The sequence below is a fragment of the Burkholderia sp. Tr-20355 genome (assembly GCF_017104685.1).
Lineage (GTDB): Bacteria > Pseudomonadota > Gammaproteobacteria > Burkholderiales > Burkholderiaceae > Burkholderia > Burkholderia seminalis.
The window spans coordinates 12,851-39,830 of sequence record NZ_JAAGPK010000039.1; the positions used below are offsets into that span (position 1 = coordinate 12,851).

25 protein-coding genes are annotated in these 26,980 nt (G+C 66.9%); 6 read left to right on the plus strand and 19 right to left on the minus strand.

The window, feature by feature from the left end; all coding sequences use genetic code 11:
- Window positions 1-508 precede the first annotated feature (508 nt).
- Window positions 509-1,816, minus strand: a complete 1,308-nt coding sequence (locus G3N62_RS13115; RefSeq protein ID WP_124669643.1) for a dicarboxylate/amino acid:cation symporter — start codon at window positions 1,814-1,816, stop codon at window positions 509-511.
- Window positions 1,817-2,115: 299 nt separating this feature from the next.
- Window positions 2,116-3,000, minus strand: coding sequence for a LysR family transcriptional regulator (locus G3N62_RS13120; protein WP_175026792.1), 885 nt, complete (start codon window positions 2,998-3,000; stop codon window positions 2,116-2,118).
- 79 nt (window positions 3,001-3,079) lie between these two features.
- On the opposite strand from G3N62_RS13120, the gene G3N62_RS13125 reads away from it, so the two are divergent.
- On the plus strand, window positions 3,080-4,381 hold the full coding sequence (locus G3N62_RS13125) for an aspartate aminotransferase family protein (RefSeq protein ID WP_059556872.1): 1,302 nt from the start codon (window positions 3,080-3,082) through the stop codon (window positions 4,379-4,381).
- A gap of 72 nt (window positions 4,382-4,453) precedes the next feature.
- On the opposite strand, the gene G3N62_RS13130 is transcribed toward G3N62_RS13125, so the two are convergent.
- Window positions 4,454-5,203 carry an SDR family oxidoreductase gene (locus tag G3N62_RS13130; RefSeq protein WP_034186161.1) on the minus strand — a complete coding sequence of 250 codons (750 nt, stop codon included), beginning with the start codon at window positions 5,201-5,203 and terminating at the stop codon, window positions 4,454-4,456.
- Between the two features lie 101 nt (window positions 5,204-5,304).
- Here G3N62_RS13130 and G3N62_RS13135 point away from each other — a divergent pair, with 101 nt between their 5' ends.
- The 3 genes from G3N62_RS13135 (at window position 5,305) to G3N62_RS13145 (ending at window position 7,593) form a co-directional block, all read left to right on the plus strand.
- Window positions 5,305-6,222 carry an AraC family transcriptional regulator gene (locus G3N62_RS13135; protein WP_034186160.1) on the plus strand — a complete coding sequence of 306 codons (918 nt, stop codon included), beginning with the start codon at window positions 5,305-5,307 and terminating at the stop codon, window positions 6,220-6,222.
- Window positions 6,223-6,295: 73 nt separating this feature from the next.
- Window positions 6,296-7,141 (plus strand): AraC family transcriptional regulator, encoded by an 846-nt coding sequence (locus G3N62_RS13140; RefSeq protein ID WP_124669642.1) that lies wholly within the window; start codon window positions 6,296-6,298, stop codon window positions 7,139-7,141.
- 44 nt (window positions 7,142-7,185) lie between these two features.
- Window positions 7,186-7,593 carry a DUF2000 domain-containing protein gene (locus tag G3N62_RS13145; RefSeq protein ID WP_034186158.1) on the plus strand — a complete coding sequence of 136 codons (408 nt, stop codon included), beginning with the start codon at window positions 7,186-7,188 and terminating at the stop codon, window positions 7,591-7,593.
- A 35-nt stretch (window positions 7,594-7,628) separates the two neighbouring features.
- Here G3N62_RS13145 and G3N62_RS13150 read toward each other — a convergent pair whose 3' ends face one another.
- From G3N62_RS13150 to G3N62_RS13165, 4 genes are all read right to left on the minus strand, one after another.
- On the minus strand, window positions 7,629-7,979 hold the full coding sequence (locus G3N62_RS13150; protein ID WP_034186157.1) for a VOC family protein: 351 nt from the start codon (window positions 7,977-7,979) through the stop codon (window positions 7,629-7,631).
- Between the two features lie 65 nt (window positions 7,980-8,044).
- The gene (locus tag G3N62_RS13155; RefSeq protein WP_124669641.1) at window positions 8,045-8,977 is read right to left on the minus strand and encodes a DMT family transporter; all 933 of its coding nucleotides are present in this window, start codon (window positions 8,975-8,977) and stop codon (window positions 8,045-8,047) included.
- Between the two features lie 13 nt (window positions 8,978-8,990).
- On the minus strand, window positions 8,991-9,980 hold the full coding sequence (locus G3N62_RS13160; RefSeq protein WP_124669640.1) for a 2OG-Fe(II) oxygenase: 990 nt from the start codon (window positions 9,978-9,980) through the stop codon (window positions 8,991-8,993).
- A gap of 29 nt (window positions 9,981-10,009) precedes the next feature.
- A complete protein-coding gene (locus G3N62_RS13165) occupies window positions 10,010-10,990 on the minus strand; it encodes a hypothetical protein (protein WP_069245987.1) in 981 nt (326 codons plus the stop codon).
- Window positions 10,991-11,123: 133 nt separating this feature from the next.
- Here G3N62_RS13165 and G3N62_RS13170 point away from each other — a divergent pair, with 133 nt between their 5' ends.
- On the plus strand, window positions 11,124-11,975 hold the full coding sequence (locus G3N62_RS13170) for a LysR substrate-binding domain-containing protein (protein WP_034186154.1): 852 nt from the start codon (window positions 11,124-11,126) through the stop codon (window positions 11,973-11,975).
- An 89-nt stretch (window positions 11,976-12,064) separates the two neighbouring features.
- Here the strand turns inward: G3N62_RS13170 and G3N62_RS13175 are convergent, their stop codons facing one another.
- The 5 genes from G3N62_RS13175 to G3N62_RS13195 all read right to left on the minus strand — a co-directional run bounded on the left by G3N62_RS13175 (window position 12,065) and on the right by G3N62_RS13195 (window position 17,047).
- The gene (locus G3N62_RS13175) at window positions 12,065-12,766 is read right to left on the minus strand and encodes an ABC transporter ATP-binding protein (RefSeq protein WP_124669639.1); all 702 of its coding nucleotides are present in this window, start codon (window positions 12,764-12,766) and stop codon (window positions 12,065-12,067) included.
- Window positions 12,766-13,539: a high-affinity branched-chain amino acid ABC transporter ATP-binding protein LivG gene (gene livG / locus G3N62_RS13180; protein ID WP_059556876.1), complete on the minus strand. Its 774-nt coding sequence runs from the start codon at window positions 13,537-13,539 to the stop codon at window positions 12,766-12,768. The genes G3N62_RS13175 and livG overlap by 1 nt, the downstream gene beginning before the upstream one ends.
- Window positions 13,536-14,807: a high-affinity branched-chain amino acid ABC transporter permease LivM gene (locus G3N62_RS13185; protein WP_124669638.1), complete on the minus strand. Its 1,272-nt coding sequence runs from the start codon at window positions 14,805-14,807 to the stop codon at window positions 13,536-13,538. The genes livG and G3N62_RS13185 overlap by 4 nt, the downstream gene beginning before the upstream one ends.
- An 11-nt stretch (window positions 14,808-14,818) precedes the next feature.
- Complete coding sequence (livH, locus tag G3N62_RS13190) at window positions 14,819-15,745, minus strand: high-affinity branched-chain amino acid ABC transporter permease LivH (RefSeq protein ID WP_034186151.1); 927 nt, start codon at window positions 15,743-15,745, stop codon at window positions 14,819-14,821.
- A 183-nt stretch (window positions 15,746-15,928) separates the two neighbouring features.
- Entirely contained in the window at window positions 15,929-17,047 is a 1,119-nt protein-coding gene (locus G3N62_RS13195; RefSeq protein ID WP_006484706.1) for a branched-chain amino acid ABC transporter substrate-binding protein, read from the minus strand.
- Window positions 17,048-17,880: 833 nt separating this feature from the next.
- Here G3N62_RS13195 and G3N62_RS13200 point away from each other — a divergent pair.
- Window positions 17,881-18,480 carry a hypothetical protein gene (locus tag G3N62_RS13200; RefSeq protein ID WP_241013081.1) on the plus strand — a complete coding sequence of 200 codons (600 nt, stop codon included), beginning with the start codon at window positions 17,881-17,883 and terminating at the stop codon, window positions 18,478-18,480.
- A gap of 78 nt (window positions 18,481-18,558) precedes the next feature.
- On the opposite strand, the gene G3N62_RS13205 is transcribed toward G3N62_RS13200, so the two are convergent.
- From G3N62_RS13205 to G3N62_RS13235, 7 genes are read right to left on the minus strand one after another with little or no spacing between them, the layout of a single operon-like run.
- Entirely contained in the window at window positions 18,559-19,491 is a 933-nt protein-coding gene (locus tag G3N62_RS13205) for an amidohydrolase family protein (RefSeq protein ID WP_049031322.1), read from the minus strand.
- A 2-nt stretch (window positions 19,492-19,493) separates the two neighbouring features.
- A complete protein-coding gene (locus G3N62_RS13210; protein ID WP_034186147.1) occupies window positions 19,494-20,816 on the minus strand; it encodes an MFS transporter in 1,323 nt (440 codons plus the stop codon).
- Between the two features lie 11 nt (window positions 20,817-20,827).
- A complete protein-coding gene (locus tag G3N62_RS13215) occupies window positions 20,828-22,066 on the minus strand; it encodes an MFS transporter (RefSeq protein WP_124669636.1) in 1,239 nt (412 codons plus the stop codon).
- On the minus strand, window positions 22,063-23,343 hold the full coding sequence (locus tag G3N62_RS13220) for an MFS transporter (protein WP_034186145.1): 1,281 nt from the start codon (window positions 23,341-23,343) through the stop codon (window positions 22,063-22,065). Before G3N62_RS13220 ends, G3N62_RS13215 begins: the two co-directional genes overlap by 4 nt.
- The gene (locus tag G3N62_RS13225; protein ID WP_124669635.1) at window positions 23,340-24,386 is read right to left on the minus strand and encodes an amidohydrolase family protein; all 1,047 of its coding nucleotides are present in this window, start codon (window positions 24,384-24,386) and stop codon (window positions 23,340-23,342) included. The genes G3N62_RS13220 and G3N62_RS13225 overlap by 4 nt, the downstream gene beginning before the upstream one ends.
- Window positions 24,387-24,396: 10 nt before the next feature.
- A complete protein-coding gene (locus G3N62_RS13230; RefSeq protein ID WP_124607629.1) occupies window positions 24,397-25,548 on the minus strand; it encodes a porin in 1,152 nt (383 codons plus the stop codon).
- A gap of 46 nt (window positions 25,549-25,594) precedes the next feature.
- A complete protein-coding gene (locus tag G3N62_RS13235) occupies window positions 25,595-26,974 on the minus strand; it encodes an MFS transporter (RefSeq protein ID WP_124669634.1) in 1,380 nt (459 codons plus the stop codon).
- Between the last annotated feature and the right edge of the window lie 6 nt (window positions 26,975-26,980).

The window sequence follows — 26,980 nt, forward strand, 5'->3', positions numbered from 1 at the left end:
ATTGCCCCTCGTCTGCCGATACAGGCGGGCCGCTCCCCCAAGAGCGGTCGACGTCGACGGTGCCGGCAGCGTGCGACCGTCGGGCGACATGCCGAAGCGCTTGCGCGAGCGACGCGGGCCGGTCGGCTTCGTGTTCCGTCCCGTACGATCATGTCGCTCGATTGGAAGTCTATTTCGCCGTCGGCGCGCGTAAATCCGACAGAAGCCCCGCGACCGTCGTAGGACGGGTCCCGAGCCTGTATCGCCACGGAGAACGAGACGGCGTACGACTCGTCAGGCCGGCACGCGTGCGTGGTGCGGCATCGAGCGGAACGTCGGGAGAGAGGGGACGGGCCGCAACCGGGATCGAAATCCCGATCGGGCAGGTGCGGGCATCAGACGCGAGGGATGTGCCTGATATTCAGGACTGCGTTTGAATTCAGACTTGCCGATCCCGTACGGGACCGGACACGGACGACGTGCGCAGACGCATGATTCGGCGTCTGCGCGCGGAAGATGACACGGCCGCTCAGGCGCCGACGGTCTGCTTGTTCGACGCGGCCGGTTCCGCGTCCATGAGCGCGGCGTGCGCCTGCGCATCGCTCTCCGACAGCAGTTCGCCCTCCCACTTGGCCACCACCGCACTGGCGATCGAGTTGCCGACCGCATTGGTGGCCGAGCGCCCCATGTCGAGAAACGTGTCGACACCGAGGATCAGCAGCAGGCCGGCTTCCGGGATGTTGAACTGGTGCAGCGTCGCCGCGATCACGACGAGCGATGCGCGCGGCACGCCCGCCATGCCCTTCGAGGTCAGCATCAGCACGAGCAGCATCGACACCTGCGTGCCGAGCGACAGGTGAATGCCGTAGGCTTGCGCGATGAACAGCGACGCGAACGTGCAGTACATCATCGAGCCGTCGAGATTGAACGAGTAGCCCAGCGGCATCACGAAGCTCGAGATCTTGCGCTTCACGCCGAAACGGTCGAGCGCGTCGAGGATCTTCGGATAAGCGGCCTCCGAGCTCGCGGTCGCGAACGACAGCATGAACGCTTCCTTGATCAGCACCAGCAGCTTGAATACGCGCGGGCCGATGAACAGCAGCCCGGCCAGCACCAGCAAGGTCCAGAGCAACGTCAGGCTCAGGTAGAAGTCGGCCATGAACACGGCGAACTTGTACAGGATCGACAGGCCGTTGACCGCGACCGTCGCCGCCATCGCGGCCATCACCGCGAGCGGCGCGAGCTTCATCACGTAGCCGGTGATCTTCAGCATCATGTGCGACGTCTGTTCGATCACGGCCACGAGCGCCGCGGCCCGTTCGCCGAGCGAAGCCAGCGCCACCCCGCAGAACATCGAGAACACGACGATCTGCAGGATCTCGTTGTTGGCCATCGATTCCGCGAAGGATTTCGGCACCATGTGCCCGATGAAATCCTTCAGCGTGAACTTCGCCGTCGCGAGATTCGCCGTCGCGCCGATATCGGGCAGCGGCAGGCCGAGGTTCTCGCCGGGCCGCAGGAGGTTCGACATCAGCAGGCCGAGCAGCAGCGACAGCAGCGACGCCGTCACGAACCAGCCCAGCGCCTTCGTGAACACGCGTCCGACCGACGCCGCATCGCCCATGTGCGCGATGCCGACCACCAGTGTCGAAAACACCAGCGGGCCGATCACCATCTTGATCAGGCGCAGGAACACGTCGGACACCAGCGAAATATAACCGGCGATCTCGGTCGCGGCCTTCTTGTCCGGAAAATTGGTGTAAATCATGTAGCCGATGATGATCCCCATCACCATGGCGGCCAGGATCCAGACGGCCGCGCCTCCCCTTCTCTTCATGATAAGGATTCCTTTTCATCAGGAACGAGTGAACCTCGTCGAAATTGATTGGCCGACCCGCCGCGATCCAGCGCCACGGAGTCGCTTCGATCCGTCTCCGCCGAATCGGGCCGGTCGCACCGGCGCCTTACAGATCGCTTCCGTACCTGCGTGGAAGGCACCGCCTGCTTCGCCGGATACCCGATCCTCCCGTTTCATATTCCGGCGCACAAGGCGCGCTGACACTCATTGACAATCCATCCGCAGACGGACCGAATCGATCCGGAAATCCATTCTCGAAAACCCGCGGACATCGCGTGTCACAACAGCGGCAACGCATTCCGGATGTGCTCGGCAAACGCTGCCGTCAGATGCGACGGCCGTTTCCGGTCGAACTTCAGCGTAATGCCGACAGCCGGCAGCGGCGGCAGCCGCGGGCCGCCGACGACGATCGCGAGGTCGGCCGGCACGGCCGTCTGCGTCATCACCGCGAACGCCTGCCCCGAGCGCACCAGCGCGATCAACCCCGCGAGGCTGCTGCTCGCATACGCGACGCGGTAATCGCGGCCGACGCGATCCAGCGCGTCGCACGCCGCGATGTGATCGAGCGTGTCGCGATCGGACAGCGCGAGCGGCAGCGGATCGAAATGCTCGGGCTCCAGCCCCGGATAACCGATCCACACGAGTTGCTCGCGGCGAATGATGTCGGCGTGCGCGCCGTCGTCCGGCAGCGAAATCATCGCGAGATCGACCGCGCGTTTCTCCAGCTGTTCGAGCAACCGCGGCGTCGGCCCGCACACGACCTCGACGATCGCCTGCGGATGCTGGCTCGAAAACTGCCGCAGCAGCGACGGCAGCCAGACCGCCGCGTAATCGTCCGGGCACCCGAACCGGATCGACCCCGACAACCCCGTGCCGCACAGGTCGGCCATCGCCTCGTCGTGCAGCCGCAGGATGCGCTGCGCGTGCACGAGCAGCCGCTCGCCCGGATGCGTCAGCACCACGCCGCGGCCGGTGCGCTGGAACAGCGGCTGGTCGACGACTTCCTCGAGCCGCTTCATCTGCTGGCTGAGCGCGGACTGGGTCCGGCCGACGCGCGCCGCCGCGCGGCTGAGCGCGCGCACCTCGGCGATCACGACGAACGACCGCAGCAGGTCGATTTCAAGCGAAAGTCCCAAGGTATTAGCTCCTTTTCTACCTTGCATAAGAACTATTCGTTTCCATCAAACCAGACGCGCGCCTAGACTGCAAGCGATCCCAGCCCTTTTTGCGCGGAGACGCCCGATGTCCCTGAACGACGACGCAACCTTCTGGCGCAACGCCAGGCAGCACCTGGTCCGCTACGGCGGCACGTTCGAGCCGATGATCATCGAGCGCGCGAAAGGCAGCTTCGTCTACGACGCCGACGGCCGCGCGATCCTCGATTTCACGTCGGGCCAGATGAGCGCGGTGCTCGGCCACTGCCATCCGGAGATCGTGTCGGTGATCAGCGACTACGCGGGCAAGCTCGACCACCTGTTCAGCGGCATGCTGTCGCGGCCGGTCGTCGATCTCGCGACGCGCCTCGCCGACGTCACGCCGCCCGGGCTCGACCGCGCGCTGCTGCTCAGCACCGGCGCGGAATCGAACGAAGCGGCGATCCGGATGGCGAAGCTCGTCACCGGCAAGTACGAGATCGTCGGCTTCGCGCAGTCTTGGCACGGGATGACGGGCGCGGCCGCGTCGGCCACGTACAGCGCGGGCCGCAAGGGTGTCGGCCCGGCGTCGGTCGGGTCGTTCGCGATTCCGGCGCCGTTCGCGTACCGGCCGCGCTTCGAGCGCAACGGCGCGTACGACCCGCTCGCCGAACTCGACTACGCATTCGACCTGATCGACCGCCAGTCGAGCGGCAACCTCGCCGCGTTCATCGCGGAGCCGATCCTCAGCTCGGGCGGGATCATCGAGCTGCCGGAAGGCTATATGGCGGCGCTCAAGCGCAAGTGCGAGCAGCGCGGGATGCTGCTGATCCTCGACGAGGCGCAGACGGGCGTCGGCCGCACCGGCACGATGTTCGCGTGCCAGCGCGACGGCGTGACGCCCGACATCCTGACGCTGTCGAAGACGCTCGGCGCGGGCCTGCCGCTCGCGGCGATCGTCACGTCCGCGGCCATCGAGGAGCGTGCGCACGCACTCGGCTACCTGTTCTACACGACGCACGTATCCGACCCGCTGCCGGCGGCCGTCGGCCTGCGCGTGCTCGACGTGGTGCAGCGCGACGGGCTCGTCGCGCGCGCCAACACGATGGGCGACCGGCTCCGGCGCGGGCTGCTCGACCTGATGGAGCGGTTCGACTGCATCGGCGACGTGCGCGGGCGCGGGCTGCTGCTCGGCGTCGAGATCGTCAAGGATCGCCGCACGAAGGAGCCGGCGGACGGGCTCGGCGCGAAAATCACGCGCGAGTGCATGAACCTCGGGCTCAGCATGAACATCGTGCAGCTGCCCGGCATGGGCGGCGTGTTCCGGATCGCGCCACCGCTGACCGTCAGCGAGGCGGAGATCGACCTCGGCCTGTCGCTGCTGGAGCAGGCGATCACGCGCGCGCTGTAACGCGCGTCCCCGCCTCGCACGAACCGTCGTGCCGGGTTGCCCGACCGGCACGACGGACGCCCACCCGATCGATCAGCCTGCTTCCGCCGCCCACGCGTGCGCATCGGCACCGGCCGGCATGTGCAGCGGGCTCGACGGATCGGTCGCCGCACGCCATACGGCTTCGGCGACATCCTGCGCATGGGTGATCGGCCCCGTCGCATCGAGCATCCGCGCGACGGCCTTCCCGACGAATTCCGCATACGCCTCGTGCTCGAAACCGTGCATGTTCGCGCGTGCGTTGTCGCCGAAACGCGTGTCGGGCGCACGGCCCGGCAACACGAGATGCGTGCGCACGCCGAACGGCGCAAGTTCGACCGCCATCGATTCGGTGAACGCATTGACCGCCGCCTTGCTCGCGCGGTAAGCGCTGACCAGCGGCAGCGCCTTCAGCGTGACGCTCGACGTGACGTTCACGACCACGCCGGCGCCGCGCTGGCGAAACTGCGGCAGCACGGCCTGCGTGAGCGCGATCGTGCCGATCGTGTTGGTCTCGAACAGCGCGCGCACCGTGTCGAGCGGCGTCAGTTCGGCCGGTGCGGCCGCGCCGAAGCCGGCGTTGTTGACGAGTACGTCGATCGGGCCGGCCGCGTCTATCGCGGCGCGGATGCTGTCCGCGTTCGTCACGTCGAGCGGCAGCACGCGCAGGTTAGCCGACGGCGGCAGCACGTCCTCGCGCGGCGTGCGCATCGTCGCGACGACCCGCCAGTCGCGGGCCAGGAAATGGCGCGCGATCTCGAGGCCGAAGCCGGAGGAACAGCCGGTGATCAATACGGTCTTCATGCAAACTCCTGTGATGGGTGGGGCAGGTGTTCGTACGATAGATGGCTGAATCCGTATTCGCTACAATCTAAAATCCGCTTTTCATTTGCGAGAGTCCGGCGATGATCGACCCGCTGACCGAAGTCGTGACGCTGCTGCAACCGGGCGCGCGGTACTCGAAGTACGTGCGCGGCGCGAGCCCGTGGGCAATCAGCCGCACGGTCGCCGGCGAGCCGTTCTACTGCGCGATCCTCGACGGCGGGTGCCGGATCGCGATCGACGGGCATGCGCCGATCGAGCTGCTGCCCGGCGATTTCATGCTGATTCCGGCCGCGCACGGCGTCGCGATGTCCAGCCTCGAACCGCCGGCGCCGGGCGTCGAGACCGCACCGCCCGTCGCGCTCGAGCACGGCGAATACCGGATCGGCGATCCGGCCAACCCGGTCGACACGCGGATGATGGCGGGCAACTGCAGCTTCGGTTCGCCCGACGCCTCGCTGCTGGTGTCACTGCTGCCCCGCTTCGTGCACGTGCGCGGCGAACCGCGGCTGACCACGCTCGTGCAACTGGTGCGCGACGAATCGCGCGCGCAGCGGCCTGCCCGCGAGATCGTGCTCGCGCGCCTGCTCGAAGTGTTGCTGATCGAGGCGCTGCGCTTCACGTCCGGCACGAACGCGTCGCCGGGCCTCGTGCGCGGCCTTGCCGACAACCGCCTGGCCGCGGCACTCCGCCAGATGCACGAACGCCCCGCGCACCCGTGGACGATCGTCGAACTCGCGAAGGAAGCCGCGCTGTCGCGCTCGACGTTCTTCGAACGCTTCAGCCGTGCGGTCGGCGTCGCGCCGATGGAATACCTGCTGACGTGGCGCATGGCGCTCGCGAAGGACCTGCTCCGCCGCAACGAGGGCCGCATCGCGGAGGTCGCGGGGCGCGTCGGCTACAGCTCGGCCAGCACGTTCAGCGTCGCCTTCACGCGGCACGTCGGCCGGCCGCCCGCGCAATATGCGCGTGAAGCACAGGCGGCGGCGAACGACGCATGAGCCGCGCCCGCCGCCGCCATCCCGCGACCTGCGTACACTATCCGTCACGCAACGACCACGCGCGAGGCATCCGATGACGACAACCGCCACGACCGACCACTGGCTCGTCGCACGGCGCGATGCGGAAACCGGCATCGAAAGCCTGCACGCGCATTTCACCGGCCATGCGTACGACGCGCACGATCACGACGACATGCTGGTCGGCTTCACCGAACAGGGCGTGCAGCGCTTCCAGTGCCACCGGTCGCTGCATACCAGCGTGCCGGGCCGCGCGATCCTGATCGAGCCGGGCGCGATGCACGACGGCCACGCGCCCGAGGCCGGCGGCTTCACCTACGGCATGCTGTACCTGCCGCAAGCGTGGGTCGAGCGCGCCGCGCGCCGGCTGAACCTGCCGGGCCTCGGCGGCGTCGAAGCCACGTTCGGCCATACGCTCGTCGACGACCGCAGCCTCGTCGACGCGATCCGCAACGCATTCTTCGCGATCCACGACAACGAAGGCCGGCTCGCCCGCGACCAGACGCTCGACCGCCTGCTGACGCGGCTCGGCGGCGAACTGCGCGGCCCGCCCGCGCTGGAAAGCGGCGTCGTGCCGCCCGCGATTGCCCGCGTGCGCGACCTGCTGCATGCACACATGGACGGCAATATCGGCCTCGATGAACTGGCGGGCGTCGCCGGCATCGACCGATTCCGGCTGACGCGGATGTTCCAGCGCGCCTTCGGCACGTCGCCGCACGCGTACCTCGTCCGCCTGCGGCTGCGCGCCGCGCGCCGGCTGCTGGCGGCCGGCCGCACGCCCGCGCAGGCGGCCGCGGACGTCGGGTTTGCCGACCAGAGCCATCTGGGCCGCTGGTTCCGCCGCGCGTACCGGATCACGCCGGCCGCGTACCGGCAACTCTGCACAAACGTTCCAGACTGATCGCGCGCGGCATCCGATCATGGACGCTCCAACCAGGAGCAAGCATGTTCGATACGAAAGTAGCGCTGATCGTGCGCGACGATCTCGCCGCATGGCAAAAACTCAATGTGGTCGCGTTTCTCGCGACGGGGGTCGCGGCCGGCGCGCCCGACGCGCTCGGCGAACCTTACGAGGATGCGGCCGGCCGCCGCTACGGCCGGATGCTCGGCCAGCCGATGCTGGTATTCGCGGCCGACCTGAACGGGTTGCAGGCCGCGCACCGGCAGGCGCTATCGCGCGAACTGACGATCGTGCCCTACGTGCGCGCGATGTTTTCGACCGGCCACGACGCAGCCAACCGCGCGGCGTTTCGCGCCGAGGATGCGGCCAATCCCGATCTGGTCGGTCTGGCGCTGCACGGGCCGAAGAAGGCCGTGGACAAGGCGGTGAAGGGGCTGGCGTTGCATGCCTGAACGTCGCCGCGCGGAAGCTTGCCCGACGCGTCGGGTCAGCGATGCGCGAGCACGTTGACGAGCTTGCCGAACGGATCGCGCACGTAAAAGCGCCGCACGCCCCACGGCTCGTCGGCCGGCCCGTATTCGACGGGAATGCCGGCCGCGCGAACCCGTTCGAGCGCTTCGTCGACGTCGTCGACCTCGATCGACAGATCGGGGGTCGGCGTGCCCGATCCGCCCTGCGACGCGAAGCTGATCTGTACGTCCATCTGCTCGGCATTGCCGTAGGTCGCGATCCAGCCGTGATCCATCAGCAGGTCGAGACCGAAGATCTGCCGGTAGAAACGCGTTGCGTCGTCGACCGACCGTGTGTCGATGTTGGCGACGATCCGTTTGACTTTCATCGGGTTCCTTCGCGAGTCGGGTTGTCTCGCGACGCTACACCGGAATCGCCCGCGCGGCCAGCCCGTCAGCGCCCGGCCGCCTTCATCTCCGCCCGCCGCGCCCGCCGCGCCCGCGGGGGCCGTTCGACGTGCCTGCCGGCCAGCCACACACCGATCGCGACGACGACGATGCCGAGATAGGTCGTCACCTCGATCCGGTCGCCGAACATCCATGCGGCCCACAACAGCGTCACCGGCGGCTCGAGATAGACGAGGGTCGCCACGCGCGTCGCAGGCATGCGCTTGAGCAGCGCCCACAGCGACAGGTACGCGATGAAGGTCGAGAACACCGTCAGCCACACGACCGACACCCATACGTTCGGCTGTGTCGGCACATGCAGGTTGCCCGTGACGATCCCGCACGCGGCGAACAGCACGAGGCTCACGCACCCTTGCACGAACAGCGGCAGGAACAGCCCGTCCTCGTTGCTGCGCGCCGCCGTCAGCGCGCGCCGCCGCTGATAGATCGTCGCGATCGACAGCCCCAGCGCGGACACCAGCGGCAACAGGTACATGACGATCCCGACCGACCCGGCCGGCAACGCATATTGCCCGCCGATCACGATGCCCACGCCGACGAACCCGACGACGAGCCCGGCCCACTGGCGCGCCCCGCTGCGCTCGCTGCCCTCGAGCGACGTCATCGCGGCCGTGATGAGCGGCTGCAACGCCGCGATGATCGCGGCGATGCCCGGCGGCAGCCCATGCTGAATCGCGATGTACACGCAGGTCAGGTAAAGAAACTGCGACAGGAAGCCGATCACCGCGTGATAGCGGATTTTTTCGAGCGTCAGGCGCCCCAGCCGCCGGTTGAGGACGACCGCCAGGCACAGCGTGACGAGCAGGAACCGCCAGAACAGCAGGTTGAACGCACCGGCCGTCTCCGCGCCGAGCTTCGCGCCGATGAAACCGGAACTCCACGACAACACGAAAACGAGCTGAAGCAGGAATAGCTGCATGGGGCGACGGCTCTCAGAAGGGGGCCGGAGACAGGCGCTGGTCGTCCAGGTCTTCGGGGCGAATCGGTTCGAGCCCCAGGCGGCGGTACTGCAATTCGGCGTCGTCCCGGAGGGCGCGCTGCAGCGCCAGCCAGTTGACGATCGTGCGGGGAATGCCGTCGTCCGACGCGAGATGCCAGAACCCGTTGTCGTCCTCGCGCGTGTACGGGCAATGAAACGACAGCACCAGCGACATGCGGCGTCCGGCCTCGACCGGCTCGACGCCATGGAACAGCTTGCTGCCGTAGATGAGCAGCGCGTCGCCCGCGCGGTCCAGGTTCGCGGTCTTCACAAGCCGGCGTTCCTTGTCGTGACGATCGAACGTTTCCGCGGTCGATTCGTAGAACAGAAAGTTGCCGCCCTCGTAATCGGCGCGATCCGACAGCACGACATTCAGCACGAAACTCGTGCCGTCGGTATGCCACATGCCGAGCGGCGCGTTGCCGCCTTCGCGCGAGTCCGTCGGATAGTAGTAATTGAACTGCGACCGCGCATTGACCATCGGATACGGAATCAGCGGGGCGCCGGCAAGACGCGACACCCGCATCAGGAACGCGCGGTCGTGCATCATGTCGTCGATGAAGCGCGACCGGTTCGTCACCGCGCGCACGCGCTTCGAGATGATCCAGTTGCTGCTCGACGCGCTGCGCTCCAGCGCGCGGCCGATCTCGCGCAACGCGCTCACCGCCTCGTCGGAGAACAGCCCGCGCAGATGGCACACCGCGTTCAGCGAATCGGAACGCGTGCCGCGCATCGGCACCTCGCGATAGCCGAGATCGTCGAGGTTGCGGCGGTATCGCACCTCGTAACCGTCGCGCAGGCATGCGCTCGTCCAGCGCATCGGTTCCGTCGCTGCGTCCAGCGTGCCGTCGACGTTCACGCCGGCCGACAGCGACGTCCGCAACGCGAGCCTCACCCGGTCGAACCCGCGCGCAAACACCGGCAATGCATTTCCCTTGTTCATCGCGTGCCTCGCTGTCGGCATTCCGGCATTCAGCCCTTGAACTGCGCGATCTGGTAGACGACGCTGCCGTCCCCGCTGCGCAGCTCCTCGATCACGCGGCAATTGCCGTGGCTCAGGCGCACGTTGCGGAATTGCTCCGGCGTGTACTTCAGGCAGACGTTGGTGATCAGATGCCCGTCGGCGCCCGCCCTCGACACCGGTTGCAGCGTGACCGCGACGTGAAACTGGTCGCCGAGCAGATTGAGCCGCACGATCGACACATGATGCTCGCCGAGCGGCTCGAAGCCCTGCTGCCGGCTGACGATTTCGGAGAACCGCACCATGTTCTCGTTGCGGTAGAAGTTGTAGATCGGCTCTTCGCGCCCCTCCACGAGCAACTGCATCTCCGATACGACGTAGGTCGACTTCCCGCCGAGCGTGCGGATCAGCCGGCCGATCGTCACCGGCAACTCGTTGCCCTCCTGGAACCCGAGCATCGTGATGAACGTCACGTCCTGGCCCAAGTGGATGTGGTTCCACTGCACGTTCCGGTAATCGTCGGCGATGTAGTTGAAACAGCCGGGCGTTTTCAGGAACGGCATGATCGCGTGCCGCATCGCGTCTTCCGACGACTCGTTGATGTCGACGGCCGTGTAGCGCAGATGGTCCGGCCCGCCGCCGCTGACGGCCCTCATCAGCTCGGTCGTCTTGACCGGCTCGGGCCCGAGCTCGATGTAGTGGACATCGCGGCCGCGCGACAACGTGGCCAGCCGCTCGCTCAACGCGCCGATCGCTTCGCGCAACGAACCGTTGCCGTCGCGATCCGCACACAGCGCCGGGCTCCGCACGCCCAGCTCGTTCAGGTTTCGCATCAGCGAGAAGACTTCGCGCCCCGCTGCCCTGCGCCGCGCGTCATCGTCCGTGCGCTTCAGCGTCGAATACTTTTCGTGATTCTCGACCGTCCATACCGACTCCGCCTTCAGCTTCCTGTCCCGCACCAATGCATCTACGACAAAATCATTGATCGACATGAATCGTTCCCCGGATGCGTGCAACGCCCGACCGGCTGCCTGCCGTTGTCTGCCTGTTGACCCGAGAATATGGGATGCCCAATAATTCCGTCAATCGACATTACCTGAATCACTGATTCGGAAAAACCAAATCATGCCGCGCACCCTGGACGTCGACCTGCTGCGAACCTTCCACGCCGTCGCGAAGCTCGGCCGCTTCAAGGATGCGGCCGCTCACGTGAACCGCAGCCCGTCGTCGGTCACCGCGCAGATTCAGAAGCTGGAGGAAATGGTCGCGCAGCGCCTGTTCACGCGCAACAACCAGGCCGTCGAACTCACGCAGTTCGGCCACAAGCTGCTGAGCGACACCACCGAGTTCCTGCTGAGCCACGACCGGCTCGTCGAATCGCTGTCGCCGCAGATGCTGACCGGCAAGCTGCGGCTCGGCATCCCGGATTCGTACGCGGCGCACTTCATGGCGGAATTCCTGCCGCGCTTCGCCGCCGACCGGCCGCTGCTCGAACTGACCGTCGAGGCGCGCTCCAGCGAAGAATTGCAGCAGCTGTTCGCGCGCGGCCAGCTCGACATCACGATCGCCGTCGTGTCGAAAGCGCCGCCGCACGCCGAGCTGCTCAGCAAGACCCATCCGGTGTGGGTCGCCGCGCGCACGTTCAAGTTCAATCCCGATGCGCCGCTGCCGATCGCGGTGCAGCTGCAGGGCTGCCCGTATCGCGACACCGCGCTGAACGCGCTGAAGAAGGCGAAGATCGCGCACCGGATGCTGCTCGAGAGCGCCAGCTCGCCCGCGGTCGAAGCCTGCATCGCGAACGGCCTCGCGGTCGGGCTGATCGAGCACGATCGCGTGTCGGGCAACCTGACGAGCCATGTCGCCGGGATCGTGCTGCCCGATCTGCCGCCGCATCTGATCACGATCCTGACGGACGACAGCAATCGCGCCGCGCTGCATCTGCGCGACGTACTGAAAAGCACGTTCAGGATCGGGTAGGAAAAGCAAGGCCGGGAACCGGCCCTGCATGCGGAAACGTCGAGAGCCGGACACCGCCGGCCCGTTGCAGGCCGGCGGCTTCCCGTCGCTCAGCCGCCGAGATACGCCTGCTTGATGCCGTCGTTCGCGAGCAGGTTCGCGCCCGTGTCCGCCAGCACCACGCGCCCCGTTTCGAGCACGTAGCCGCGATCGGCCACACCGAGCGCCTTGTTCGCGTTCTGCTCGACGAGGAACACCGTGACGCCTTCGTCGCGGATCGTCCGGATGATGTCGAAGATCTGCGCGATCACGAGCGGCGCGAGGCCGAGCGTCGGCTCGTCGAGCAGCAGCAGGCGCGGCTTGCTCATCAGCGCGCGGCCGATCGCGAGCATCTGCTGCTCGCCGCCCGACATCGTGCCGGCCCGCTGCGCCGCGCGCTCCTTCAGGCGCGGAAACAGCTTGAACACGTGCTCGATGCCGTCGTCGATCTCGTGGCGGCTCGCGAAGAAGCCGCCCATCTTCAGGTTTTCGAGCACCGTCAGGCTCGGGAACACGCGCCGCCCTTCCGGCGAGATCGCCATCCCCTGCCGCATGATCTGGTGCGTCGACATCGCGGTGATGTCGTTGCCCTCGAACAGCACGCGGCCCGACGAGGCACGCGGCGTGCCGCACACGGTCATCATCAGCGTCGTCTTGCCGGCGCCGTTGCTGCCGATCAGCGTGACGATCTCGCCCTTGTTCACCTCGATCGACACGCCCGCGAGCGCCTCGACCGCGCCGTAGTGCGTATGGACCTGTTCCAGCTTCAGCATCACTCTTCCCCCAGATACGCCTTGATCACGCGCGGGTCGTTGCGGACCGCTTCCGGCGTGCCGATCACGATCGGCCGGCCGTGCTCCATCACGAGGATGCGGTCGGACACGCCCATCACGAGGCTCATGTCGTGTTCGATCAGCAGCACCGATACGCCGAATTCACGGCGCAGCGTGTCGATCAGATGCTGCAGCTCGATCTTTTCCTGCGGGTTGAGGCCGGCTGCCGGCTCGTCGAGCATCAAAAGCCGCGGATCGGTGATCATGCAGCGCGCGATCTCCAAACGCCGCTGGTGCCCGTACGACAGCGTGCCGGCCGGGCGGTTGGCGACCGACGTCAGCCCCATCCGGTCGAGCCACACGGCCGCGCGCTCGAGCGCCTCCTTCTCCGCGTGACGATACGCGGGCGTCGCGAACAGCCCGTGCAGCAACCCCGCCTTCACCTTGCGATGCTGCGCGACGAGCAGGTTCTCGACGACGGTCAGCGACTTGAACAGACGGATGTTCTGGAACGTCCGCACGAGGCCCTTCAGCGCGATCTTGTGGCTCGGCAGCCCGGCGATCGGGTGGCCGTCGAGTTCGACCGCGCCGCCGGTCGGCCTGTAGAAGCCGCCGACGCAGTTGAACACCGTGGTCTTGCCCGCGCCGTTCGGCCCGATGATCGCGAACACCTCGTCGCGGCGCACGTCGAAATCGATGCCGTCCACCGCGAGCAACCCGCCGAAGCGCATCTGCAGCCCGGCGACCTTCAACAGTTCCGTATTCACGCTCATCGCGGCAGCTCCACGTGGGGACGGCTCGCGGGCAGCAGGCCCTGCGGACGCCACATCATCATCAACACCATCACGAGACCGAAGATCAGCATCCGGTACTCGGCGAACCCGCGCGCGACTTCCGGCAGCACGGTCAGCAGGATCGCCGCGAGAATCACGCCGAGCTGCGACCCCATCCCGCCGAGCACGACGATCGCGAGGATCAGCGCCGATTCGATGAAGGTGAACGATTCGGGATTCACGAGGCCCTGGCGCGCCGCGAAGAACGCGCCGCCGATCCCCGCGAACGCCGCGCCGAGCGTGAATGCCGACAGCTTGATGCGCGTCGGGTTCAGGCCGAGCGAACGGCACGCGATCTCGTCGTCGCGCAGCGCTTCCCACGCGCGGCCCATCGGCATGCGGATCAGGCGGCTCGTCACGAACAGCGTGAAGCCGACCAGCACCAGCGCGATCAGGTACAGGAAGATCACCATGTGCTCGCCGCTGTATTCCAGCCCGATCAGTTCATGGAAGGTCTTCGCGCCTTCGACGCTCGCCGAGCGCGCCATCTCGAAGCCGAACACCGTCGGCTTCGGAATGCCCGAGATGCCGTCCGGGCCGCCGGTGAGGCTCGTCAGGTTGTTCGCGAGCAGGCGGATGATTTCGCCGAAGCCGAGCGTGACGATCGCGAGATAGTCGCCGCGCAGGCGCAGCACCGGGAAGCCGAGCAGGAAGCCGAACGTCGCCGCGGCGATCGCCGCGATCGGCAGGCACGCCCAGAACGACAGCCCGAAATACTGGTTCAGCATCGCGTACGTATAACCGCCGACCGCGTAGAACCCGACATAGCCGAGATCGAGCAGGCCCGCGAAACCGACCACGATGTTCAGCCCGAGGCCGAGGATCACGTAGATCAGCGCGAGCGTCGCGACGTCCACCGCACCGCGCGAGCCGAAGAACGACCACACGAGCCCGACCGCGAGCAGCACCCAGATGATCGCGCGCTGCTGCCGCGCGCCCATCGCGGGCGCCGCCGGCAGTTTCACGGCCGCTTTCGCGCGCACGAGCCACGGCTTGAACAACTGGAACAGGAACACGGCCGCGACCGCGATCCACACCGGCCGCCAATGCGGCGTCAGCACGACCTGGTAGCCGTCGAGCTTCAGCTGCAGGCCGAGCACCGGGATCGTGAGGATCGCCGTCAGCAACGCGGCGGCCACGGCATTTTTCAGCGCCTGGCCGAGCGAAGCGTCGGCGGCCGGGCGGCGAACGGAAATGACTTGACTCATCTGCGTCTCCCTCAGACCTTTTCGATGTCCGACTTGCCGAGCAGGCCGGTCGGGCGGAAGAGCAGGATCAGCACGAGCAGCCCGAACGCGACGACGTCCTTGTACTCGGCCGGCATGTAGCCCGCGGCGAAGGTTTCGGCGAGGCCGAGCAGCACGCCGCCGAGCATCGCGCCCGGGATGCTGCCGATCCCGCCGAGCACCGCGGCGGTGAACGCCTTGATGCCCGCGACGAAACCGATATACGGATTCAGTTTGCCGATCGTCAGCCCGATCAGCACGCCGCCGACGGCCGCCAGCATCGCGCCGAGCACGAACGTGAACGAGATCACGCGGTTCGTGTCGATGCCGAGCAGGTTCGCCATCTTCATGTCCTCGGCGCATGCGCGGCACGCGCGGCCCATCCGCGAATGCGAGATGAACAGCGTGAGCGCGATCATCAGCACGAGCGTCACGCAGACGATCATCAGGCGCGAATACGGGACGGTCACGTCGAAGTCGCCGCCGAGATGGATGTCGAACGCGCCGGAGATCAGCACGGGCACGGACACGTCGCGCGCACCCTGGCCGATCTGCACGTAGTTCTGCAGGAAGATCGACATGCCGATCGCGGAGATCAGCGGCACAAGGCGCGGGCCGCCGCGCAGCGGGCGGTATGCGACGCGCTCGACCGCGAAACCGTACAGGCCGGTGACGATCACCGACACGATCAGTGCGGCGCCGAGCACGAGCGGCAGCGGATAACCGGCGGAAATGCCGATGGCCGTGAGGGTCACGAGGCCCACGTACGCGCCGATCATGTAGATCTCGCCGTGGGCGAAGTTGATCATGCCGATGATGCCGTAGACCATCGAGTAGCCGATGGCGATCAACGCATAGATCGCACCCAGCGTCAGGCCGTTGACCAGCTGCTGGGCGAATTGCGGAAAGAAGTCAGTCATGTGCGGGAAGCTCCCGTTGGCGCTGGGTCGCCTGCCGCCGCCGGATCACGGCGTTCGGCCGCGCGCAACGCACGGTGTCGTCTCGGGCCGCCCGTTGGCCGCGCGATGGGCCGATGCGCGGCCAATACGCGCCCGCCCCGTCCGGGTCTCGGACAGGGCGGGCGCGCGGGCGGGTACGCCGTATTACTTGGCGGCGGTCTTCGTCGCGTCCTTGTGCCACGTGTAGACGACGAACTTGAACGCCTTCAGGTCGCCCTGCGCGTCGTACGCGACCTTGCCGATCGGGGTGTCGAACGTCGTCTTGTGCATGTACGCGGCGACCTTCGTCGGGTCGGTCGTCTTCGCTCCCGCGATCGAGTCGGCGATGATCTTCACCGCTGCGTACGACGGCATCTGGAACGGGCCGTTCGGGTCGCGCTTCTTGTCCGCGAACGCCTTCACGAGCGCCGCGTTGGCCGGGTCGGCCGAGAAGTCGGCCGGCAGCGTGACGAGCATGCCTTCCGAGGCCGGGCCGGCGATCGCCGTCACGTCCTTGTTGCCCACGCCTTCAGGCCCCATGAACGTGGCCTTCACGCCCTGCTCGCGCGCCTGGCGCATCAGCAGGCCCATTTCCGGGTGGTAGCCGCCGAAGTAGACGAAATCGACGCCCTGCGACTTCAGCTTCGTGATGATCGCCGAGTAGTCCGAATCGCCGGCGTTGATGCCTTCGAACAGCACGACCGGGATCTTCGCGGCCTCGAGGTCCTTCTTCACCGACGACGCGATGCCCTGGCCGTACGACTGCTTGTCGTGCAGGACGGCGACCTTCTTCGGCTTCACGTTGTTGATGATGTAGTGCGCGGCGGCCGGCCCTTGCTGGTCGTCGCGGCCGATCGTGCGGAAGATGAAGTGGCGCTTCTTGCCTTCGGTCAGCTGCGGCGCGGTCGCCGACGGCGTGACCATCACGATGCCTTCGTTCTCGTAGATGTCCGAGGCCGGGATCGTCGAACCCGAGCACACGTGGCCGATCACGTACTTGATCTTCTGGCTGACGATCTTGTTGGCGACGGCGACAGCCTGCTTCGGTTCGCACGCGTCGTCCATCATCACCACTTCGAACTTGTTGCCGCCCGCACCGCCTGCCGCGTTGATCTGTTCGATCGCGGTCAGCGCGCCGGCCTTCACCATGTCGCCATACTGGGCGACCGAGCCGCTCATCGGACCAGCAATGGCGATCTTCACGGTTTCCGCTTGCGCGGCGGCGGCGCCGGCGGCGAACAGCACGGCGGCAACGGAAATGGACGTAAGACGGGACAGCGTCATCTGGGAGCTCCTCGATGTTGTTTAGTCATACGGGCAAAGGCGGCATGACTTGCGCAATCGAACAGCACCCGGGGCGAGGACATGGGACACGCCCGAGACACATAGAAGACGGAACTCCAGCGGAATGTTGCGTAGCGGGGCCCGGCTCTTGCAGTCCCCGGAGGGGGACGTCTGGTTCGGAAAGACATCGTGATGCGTCTTGCATTGCGCAAGCGTTTCGCCTGCCCCGCTTGCCAGATCGCTGGTTCGGAGGGATGGTCCGACAGCCATTGGCAAGGCAGTCGAAATTATATGGGCGTTTTTAAATCGTCTGTCAAAAATGCCTGTCGACTGAGGGAAAACACGTAGGGTTTGGGTGTTGTACGGTGGCGACGAGGGCGCAACCCCGACGGGGCGGGAACGTTTGCGTGGGGTGCAATCGGGTTGCGATAGCAGGTGGCGGGATAGATCTATGCCTTGCCGTGCAAGGGTTTAGGCGATTCGGTGCGGAGTCCGGCACGATTGGAGGGTGCCAGGAGGCCGATCGCGAAAAATCAATCAACTGACGATTGGGGCAGCAAGCACCAATGAGGGGCGTTCGCGCGAAGCGGTAAAACCTTCCGTTCGCCGACGATTTCATCGTCACAGAAAGCAAATTGTTATTTTCATGAAATAATACGAACTCGCTTCTGCAATCCAGCCAGCCTTCCCGCGAACCGCGCCACCGCGCTTCGCCGCGTCGCTTCGGGGCCGCACCAACGCCCGTCCGTCGTTCAGTCTCGCCAGCCAGTGATCTGCCGTTTTTCTCCATGCACATCACCTGATTGGGATCGCTGATGAGTCACGCTCTTCGCTTGTCTTTCGCCGCTGCGTTCGTGTGGACGCTTTCCGTTTCCGTAGCCGATGCCTCGGAGCGCGGCACGCTGGCCGATCGGTCGGCCGGCGCCAATGTGTTTCGCTCGGAGCGTCGTGCTGCCGGTCGCGACGAGGTGCGTGCGCGGCGCGTCACTCGACGCGCGCAGTATGCCGCGCCCGCGGAACGCAGCCCGTTCGATACGCCCGATACGCGGCCGTTGCGAGTGTCCGGCAATACGCTCGAAGCGAAAACGCCGGCCGGACATGCATCCGGCTTCGTCTTGCCTGCGAATCGCGTCGCGCTCGGCGCGGGCGGCAGCGACAGCCTCGGGCGCGCGTTGCCCGGATCCGAACAGCGCGCACGGAACTGGAACGAATACCTGCGGGACAACGGTTCGAAACCGGTCGGCAGCGGCGGGGCGTATGCGCCGACGCAGCCGTACGATGCCGCACGCGGTCCGCACGGGACGCCGAATCCGTACGATCCGTCCGTACCGCAACCGGAAACACGGACGTTTTTCGACAACGGTGCGGGCACGCATTGCACGGCTACCGGAGGCGCGGGGACGTCGTGGTCGTCCTGCAATATCGCCTGGTGACGCAGAGTGGTAACGCCGCGCGGCGCGTCAATCCAAGTCCGCGCATGCGCGCCCGTTCGCGACCTCATCCTGTCCGCGCTATGCAAACCCGTACAGCTTCGCGGGGTTCGCAACGAATATCAGCTGCTGCCAGTCCGGACGCCCGATCCAGCCGGCGATCACGTCCAGCAGGCTCGCGTCGTCCGGCTTGTCCGTCTTCTGCGTCGGGTGCGGCCAGTCGGTGCCCCAGAGCATGCGCTCCGGCGCCATGCCGATCAGCGCCTTCGCGACCGGGGCGACGTCCTCGTAGGCAGGCGCGCCCGTCTTGCTGTCGACGTACGGGCCGGACAACGTGATCCACGTATGGCCCTTGTCGACGAGGCGTTGCGCGGTACGAAGCGCGGCCGACGCCAGCCCGCCGGGCTGCGGCACGTGCGCGATATGGTCGATGACGAGCGGACAAGGCAGCGCCGCGAGATGCGGCTCCAGCTCGGGCAGCCGCGCGCCCTGCACCACCAGCTCGATGTGCCATCCGAGGTTCGCGATACGCGCGGCGAGCGGCGCCAGCATGTCGAGCGTCGTCGCGCCCGGATAGCTCAGGTTGAACCGGATCGCACGGATGCCGCCGCGATCGAGCACCCGGAGTTCGTCGTCGCTCACGGTGCCGTCGACGACGGCGACACCGCGCGCGTCGCCGCCGAACTGCGCGATCGCCGCGAGCGTGCAGCGATTGTCCGTCCCGTACGTCGACGGCGTCACGACCACGTTGCGCTTCACGCCGATCCGCGCCTGCACGCGCCGGTATTGCGCGACGGTCGCATTCGGCGGTCGCAGCGTCGTGCCCGGCGCGACCGGGAACCGGTCGTCGTAGATGTGCATGTGACAGTCGATCGCCCCGTCGGGCAGCCGGAACGCCGGCGGCTCGATGCCGCTCGACCACGTTTCGTCGGCGGCGGCCGGCCTCGGCAATGCAGCCGAAGCCAGCGTCGCGCCGGCGATCCGGAGGAATGCGCGTCTCGCCATGCGTGCCATGATCAGATGGTCCCCGTCTTGCCGACCAGCTTGCCGGCCGCATGATTGCGCGTGAGCAGCAGCAGCGTCGCGACGCTCACGAGCGTGAGGATCGCGAGCGGCATCAAGGCGAGCGCGTAGCTGCCCGTCGCGGCCTTCACCCACCCGTACACGTTCACCATCAGCCCGCCGCCGAGCAGGTTCGCGATCGCATTGACCGTCGCGAGCCCGGCCGCCACGGTGCTGTTGGACAGCATGTCGGTCGCGAGCGCCCAGAACGGCCCCTTGAACGAATACGCGCCGACCAGCACCGCGCAGAGCATGCAGACCGTCGGCAGCAGCGAGCCGCTCAGCGACGTCGCGAACAGGCCCACGCCGATCAGCAGCATCGGCACGGCCGTGTGCCAGCGCCGTTCGCCGACACGGTCCGAGCGCCGGCCCCAGTAAACCATCAGCACGGAGGCCACCGCGTACGGCACCGCGTTCAGCAGGCCGGTCTGCATGACGGTCAGGCCGAACGACTTGAGCAGCTGCGGCTGCCACACGGACAGCGTGCTGCCCGCCGCGGACGCACACGTGTCGACGAGCGCGAGGCACAGCACGTAGCGGTTGCGGAACAGCTGCGTGAGCGGCAGCGACGGCACCTTCTTGCGGGTCTTGTGGCCGGCGGCAAGCGCGCCCGAGAGCCACGCGCGCTCGTCGTCGTCGAGCCACCTCGCGTTTTCCGGCTTGTTCGTCAGCATGAACAGGCATGCGATGCCGAGCAGCACGGTCGGAATGCCTTCGAGGATGAACAGCCAGTGCCATCCGCGCAGCCCCCAGACGCCGTCCATCTGCAACAGCAGCGCGGAGATCGGCGAGCCGATGAAGCTCGCGGCCGGAATCGCGACCATGAACGTCGCGACGATGCGCGCACGATACTGCGCGGGAATCCAGTACGACAAATAAAGCAGCACGCCCGGGAAGAAGCCGGCTTCGGCCGCGCCCAGCAGGAAACGCAGCACGTAGAACGTCGTCGCGTTGTGCACGAGCGCGGTCGCCGCCGACACGATGCCCCACGTGATCATGATCCGGGCGATCCAGATCCGCGCGCCGTATTTCTGCAGCGCGAGATTGCTCGGCACTTCGAAAAAGAAGTAGGAAATGAAGAACAGGCTGCTGCCGAAACCGAAGACCGTCGCCGACATCCCGAGGTCGTGGTTCATCTGCAGCGACGCCATCCCCACGTTGCCCCGGTCGATAAAGGCAAGCAGGTAGCAGATCATCAAAAAGGGAATGAGTCGCCAGACGACCTTTCGTATGGTCCGGCGCTCGATCGCGGACGCTTCCATGAACCCGGTTTGCATGTTGTCTCCGTTTATTGTGCGCCTGGGCGCGTTCCTGTGAACCGTTGCCACGCGATGACCGCCATGACGCCGCACGCGAGCACGGCGGCCATTGCCGCGAAGGTGTGTCGCACGCCGAGCGCCTCGGATGCGCTGCCGACGAGCAGGTAACCGAACGGCATCGTGCCGTTGTAGGCCATGCCGTACATCCCGACGAGCCCGCCGCGCACGTGATCCGGGCACTGGCGCTGAATGGTCGCGTTCGTCGACGTGGCCGCGAACGTGAGGCTGAAGCCGAGCGCATAAAACGCGGGAATCGATCCGGCCGCATCGGTCGTCGCGGCCAGCACGGCAAGCGCGCCGACCGCCGTCCACGGTGCATACGCGATGAACCGGTGCGACGCGCGCGGCCCGAATGCCGACGACAGCAGCACCGCCGCGCTCAACGAGCCGGCGCCGGCGCACGCGAAGAACACGCCGGTAAAGCGCGCCGCATCGTGAAAGCCCTGGTCCGCGAGCAGCGGCACGAGCGTCTGGTAGCTGCCGGCGAACAGGCCGATGCACGCGAGAATCGGCAGATAGCGGGCCGAGAACGCATCGGACAGGACATAGCCGACCGCATCGCGCAGGCCGCTCTCCGCGCGCGACGGGCGGCCCGCCGACGCGGTCCGGATCGACCGCACGCACGCCGCCATGAAGCACAGCGCGAGCGCATAGATCGCAAACGACGTCCTTGGCCCCAGCGTCGGATAGACGAATCCGGCGATGGTCGGGCCGACCATGCGCCCGACGTTGTAGACCATCGTGTTCATCGCGACCGCGTTGGAGGTATGCGTCGCGTCCTGCAGGCTCGTCAGCAGCAGCACCTGCCGCGCGGGCGTTTCCACCGCGCTCGACACGCCGATCGCGAGCGCATGCGCGAGGATCAGCTTCACGCCGAGCAGGCCGAGCAGCGACAACGTGAAGAGGCTGCCGGTCAGCAGCAGCGACGCCGTCAGCACGCACAGCGTCACGCGGCGCGCGTTGGCCGAGCCGATGCGGGAGCCCGCCACCGGCGCGACGATCAACTGCGGCCCGTACAGCAGAAAGTTGAGCAGCGCGAGGATCGCCCCCGAGCCGGACAGGTGATAGACCAGCAGATTCAGCGTGACGTTCTGCGTCCAGCTGCCGAGCACCGACGCGACCTGCCCGCTCAGATAGCGCCGCAGCGACGCCTCGGACAGCGCCGGAAACAGCGTGCTCACCCACCCCGCTCGCGTTGCCACGCTCATGACAGCGCCTTTCCGCGCGTTTCGGGCGCGAACAGCACGACCGCGGCCGCGGCGACGAACGCGACGATCGTCGTCGCGAGCCCGAGCACGAAACCGCCCGACGTCGACGCCAGCGCGCCGATGATCAACGGCGCGATGAAGCCGCCGAGCCTGCCGCCGTTGTACGCGAGGCCCATGAAGAACCCGCGCGATGCCGTGTTGCCGATGATCTCCGCGAGGAACGGGCCGGCGCCCGCGAAGATGCCGTTCACGCTGAAGCCGGTCAGGAAGATCGCGGTCATCAGCAGCCACGGATTCGCCGACACGATGTACACGCCGACGGCCATCGCGCCGACCAGCAGATAGGCCAGGAACATCGGCCGCCGGCCGAGCCGGTCGACCCATGCCGAGAACAGCAGAAACCCGGCAATCGCGCCGAACTGCAGCGCAAGCACGAACTTGAGGCTATGCACGAAGTCGAGGTGCTTCACCGTGACGAGGAACGTCGGCGTCCACGTGAATACGCCCCAGTAGAGGTACTGCAGGAAGAAGATGAAGCAGAAGGCGGTGAGCAGGCCGCGCACGTTAAGCTTCTCGTGACTGGCCGCGTCGAGCTTGCGGGCGTGCGGCTTCGCGTGCCGGCGTTCGAGCCAGATCGGCGATTCCGGCGTCTTGCGCGCGACCCAGAACAGGATGAAGAACGGCGACGCGCCGATCAGGAACAGCAGACGCCAGCTGTCGCCGGCCAATCCGCCATGCGCGGCGCCGACGATGCCCGAGATCACGATCGCGAGGATCGCGCCGACCGGCAAGCCCATCTGCATCAGCGCGCCGCCCTTGCCGCGCCGGCTCGGGTGCCAGGTCTCCGCGATGAGCGCCGCGCCGGCGGTCCAGGTGCCGCCCATGCCGAGCGCGCCGAAAAAGCGCAACGCGGCGAACGAATGCGCGTCGGGCGCAAATGCGATCAGGCCGGAAAACAGCGAGTAGATGCCGACGCACAGCAACGCGGTGCGCACGCGCCCGATCCGGTCCGACACGAAGCCGAACAGAATGCCGCCGACGATCTGTCCGGCCGCCGTGACGCTCGTGAACAAACCGAGCTGCGCCTTGCTCAGCCCGAACTGCAGCGCGAGCGTCGGCAGCAGCAGCGAAAGCAGGAACGAGTCGTAGCTCTCGAAGGTCCAGCCGAGCCCCGCGAGCGTCAGCGAACGCCGCTCGATACGGGTCATGCGCGTACCGCCTTTTTCCGCGGCAGCGGACGCCCTCTCCTGCGTCGCCACGGTTGCACTCGTCTTCATGGGTTGTCTCCGGGAATTGCGATGCGATACGTCGATGCGGCCGTCCGGCTGAACAGCGCGGCCTTTTCATCGGCCGACATCGCCGACGCGAGTCGTTTGAAGGCGTTCCACAGCACGCGATAGCCGAACATCCCCTTGTCGACGGGGAAGTTGCTCTCGAACATGCAGCGATCGACGCCGAAGCATTCGACGCAGGTATCGAAATACGGCTGCCACGCGGCCGCCAGTTCCTGCGACGACGGCGGCAGGTCGCGCGCGGCGAAATCGAAACCGAACACGCTCATGCCCGCGCCGCCGAGCTTCATGCGCGTGTTCGGCAGCGCGGCGAGACGCGCGAGTTGCCGTTGCCATTGCGCACGGACTTCCGCATGCCGGCCGGCATGCGGGCCCACGCCGACCGGGCCGCCGAAATGGTCGATGACCACGACGACGTCCTCGCAGGCGCGCGCGAGTTCGTACAGGTCGTCGAGCTGCGTGTGATAGACCCAGGCGTCGAGCGACAATCCGTAGCGAGCGAGCGTCGTCACGCCCCGCCGGAAAGCCGGATCCGACATCCGGTCGCGCGGCGGCGTGACCGGGCTCGATCGCACGTCGGGGCTCGCATGCCACGCGAGCGGATTGCGGATCCCGCGCAGTCGTCCGCCGGACACCTGCAGCATCGTGTCGAGCACCGCATCGAGCGCCGCGCCGAGCGACAGATCGGCGCCGCCTACGATGGCCTCGCAGCACCGCGCGGGGCCGTATGCGCCGCTTTCGAACATCGCGGCGACGCCGCTCGCGAATTGCACTTCGCCGACCGGCTTGAGCGCATCCGGCCCGCTGGCACGCAACATCGAGCGACACTGCACGTAGACCGTCGACACGACCCGATGCCCGCTGCGCACATCCGCGCCGAATTCGTCCGCGAGATAGCGCCCGGTCTGGCGGTCCCACAGGTGATGATGGGCGTCGACGATGGCAAGCTCGGGTTCGAGCACCGGCTCGTCGCGCAATGCGAGCCACTCGGGCCTGACGGGCAGATGGGGCGCGTGAACGGTCTGCATCGCAATCGCCTTAGAATTTCTGGCGCATGCCGATCACCACGCCCGTCTGGTTGTGATCGGGTGCAACCGTGCCGTAGCCGTTCACGCCAAGCGCGGAGCCGCCCTTGTTGCGCGCGAAACCGGCCGTCGCGTAGACATCGGTGCGCTTCGACAGCAGATAGTCCGCACAGAGCACGGCGAGCCACGGATCGGCACTGGTCGAATGCACGTCCTGGTAATACGCCGTTGCCGTGACCACGAACGCCGGCGACACCGCGTATTGCGCGCCGGCCCAGTACAGGTTCGCCGCGCTGGCTTCGGCGCCGTTCGCGACACGGATCGGGTTCGCCGGCAGGAACGCGTTCGACGCATGCAGGTAGCGATAACCGGCGAATCCCTTCACCGGTCCGATCGCATACGACGCGGCGGCCGTCGCGCGACGCTCGGTGCCCGTGTTCGTCGCGACGGTGTTGCTGTTGCGTTGCTCGTACGACACGCTCGCGGCGAGCGGCCCCTGCGCGAAACTCAACGCGCCGCTGAAGAAGCGGCCGGTGAGCTGCGCGCCCGGCACCTCGGCGCCGTATCCGGTGTCGTAGCGGGTGCTGTACATCGCTTGCGCCGTCAGCGGACCGAACACGCCGGTGTATTTCGCCGAATTGTCGATACGCGCGGCCGCCGCGTAGTCGAGCGACAGCACCGAATAGCGCGACGACGCGCCCATCGGGTCGAACGCCACGGCCTGTTCGTAGAAGAGCGAGTTCTGGCGGCCGAACGTCAGTTGCTGCCCTCGATAAGACAGCCCCACCCACGCCTGCCGGCCGAAAATCCGCGACGTCGTGGCGGCGTTCGCACCGAGGCCTTTCGTCGACTGCGCGGTCGTGCCGTCATTGATGTTGAAGCCGTCTTCCAGCTGGAAAATGGCCTTCATGCCGCCGCCGAGTTCCTCGACGCCCTTCAATCCCCAGCGCGAACCGGACAGGTTGCCCGACGCTTCGCGCGTCTGCGCGCCGCCGGTGCTCGTATTGTTGATGTGTTCGATGCCGACGTCGGCAATGCCGTACAGCGTGACGCTGCTTTGCGCATGTGCGACACCGCCCCCCAACACCGCGCTCGCGACGGTGACGGCGCCGAGCACGAAGCGGGATTTCGGGCGGGCATTCTGGCTGGCCTGATTCGACAACATGGAGTCTCCAAACTGTTTTTTGTGGGTGGGTCTGACGAAGAAATATTCACGTCCTGCGGGCGGCGGGCGCTTCGCCGGCGCACGAGCCCGGATCGCCGAGCCATGCAATGGTCAGCGCACCGAGCAGCAGCACGGCCGACACGGCGACGAGCGGCGTGGTGAAACCGCCGGAGAACTGCTTGAGCGCACCGATCAGCGACGGTCCGACGAAGCCGCCGAGGTTGCCGACCGACACGATCAGCGCGAGGCCGCCGGCGGCGGCCCGCCCGGTGAGGAATCCGGACGGAATGGCCCAGTAAGTCGCCTGGAACGCGAGGATCCCGCTCACCGTGACGCACAGCGCGATCAGCTTGAAAGCCGGCGCGTGAATGAAGGCGCTCGCGCACAGCGCTCCGGCGGCGACGGCCAGTGCACCGGCGACGTACGGAATGCGGTTGGCCGCCCGATTGGCGACCCGCGCCCACCAGAGCATCGCGCCGGCACCGATCGCATACGGAATCGCCGTCAGCCAGCCGACCACCGCGTGTTCGACGCCGAACTGCCGGATGATCTGCGGCATCCACAAGCCGACGCCGAGCGAGCCGACGATCCCGCAGAAGTTGATGAACGCGAGCACGAACACGCGCCAGTTCGTCATGGCGTCGCGCAGGTCGCTGCCATGCTTCGCGCCAATGTCGCGCTGCTCGAACGCGAGGCGCTTCGCGAGCGACGCCTTCTCTTCGTCACCGAGCCACGCCGCTTTCTCGGGACGGTCGGCCAGCACGAACAGGCACGCGATGCCGAGCACCACGGCCGGCACGCCTTCGATCAGCAGCAGCCACTGCCAGCTGCGCAGCCCGTGCAGGCCGCCGAGTTCGAGCAGCGCGCCGGAAATCGGCGAGCCGATCATGTTCGCGACGGGAATGCCGACGAGGAACGCGGCCGTCACCTTCGCGCGCCACTTGCCGGGAAACCAGTGCGTGAAATACAGATAGATGCCGGGCGTGAATCCTGCCTCGGCGAGCCCGAGCAGAAAGCGCGCGGCCGCAAAGCTCTTCGGGCCGACGACGAACGCCGTCGCCATCGAGAACAGGCCCCACGTGATCATGATTCTCGCGATCCACACGCGCGCGCCGACCTTCTGCATGATCAGGTTGCTCGGAATCTCGAACAGGAAATAGCCGATGAAGAACAGGCCGGCGCCGATGCCGAACTGCTCGGCCGTGAGACCGAGATCCTTGTTCATCGTCAGCGCGGCAAAACCGACGTTGGTCCTGTCGAGATAACTGATCACGTAGCAGACGAAGATGAACGGCAGAATGCGCCGGAACGCCTTGGCGAGCGTGCGCTCGCTGGCCGCGTAATCGTCGGCGGCCAGGCGCTCCGCGGCTTGCGCGGCGGCGCGCGGTGCGTCCTCGCCGGCATGCAGCACGTGCGAAATGGTCATGCTTGT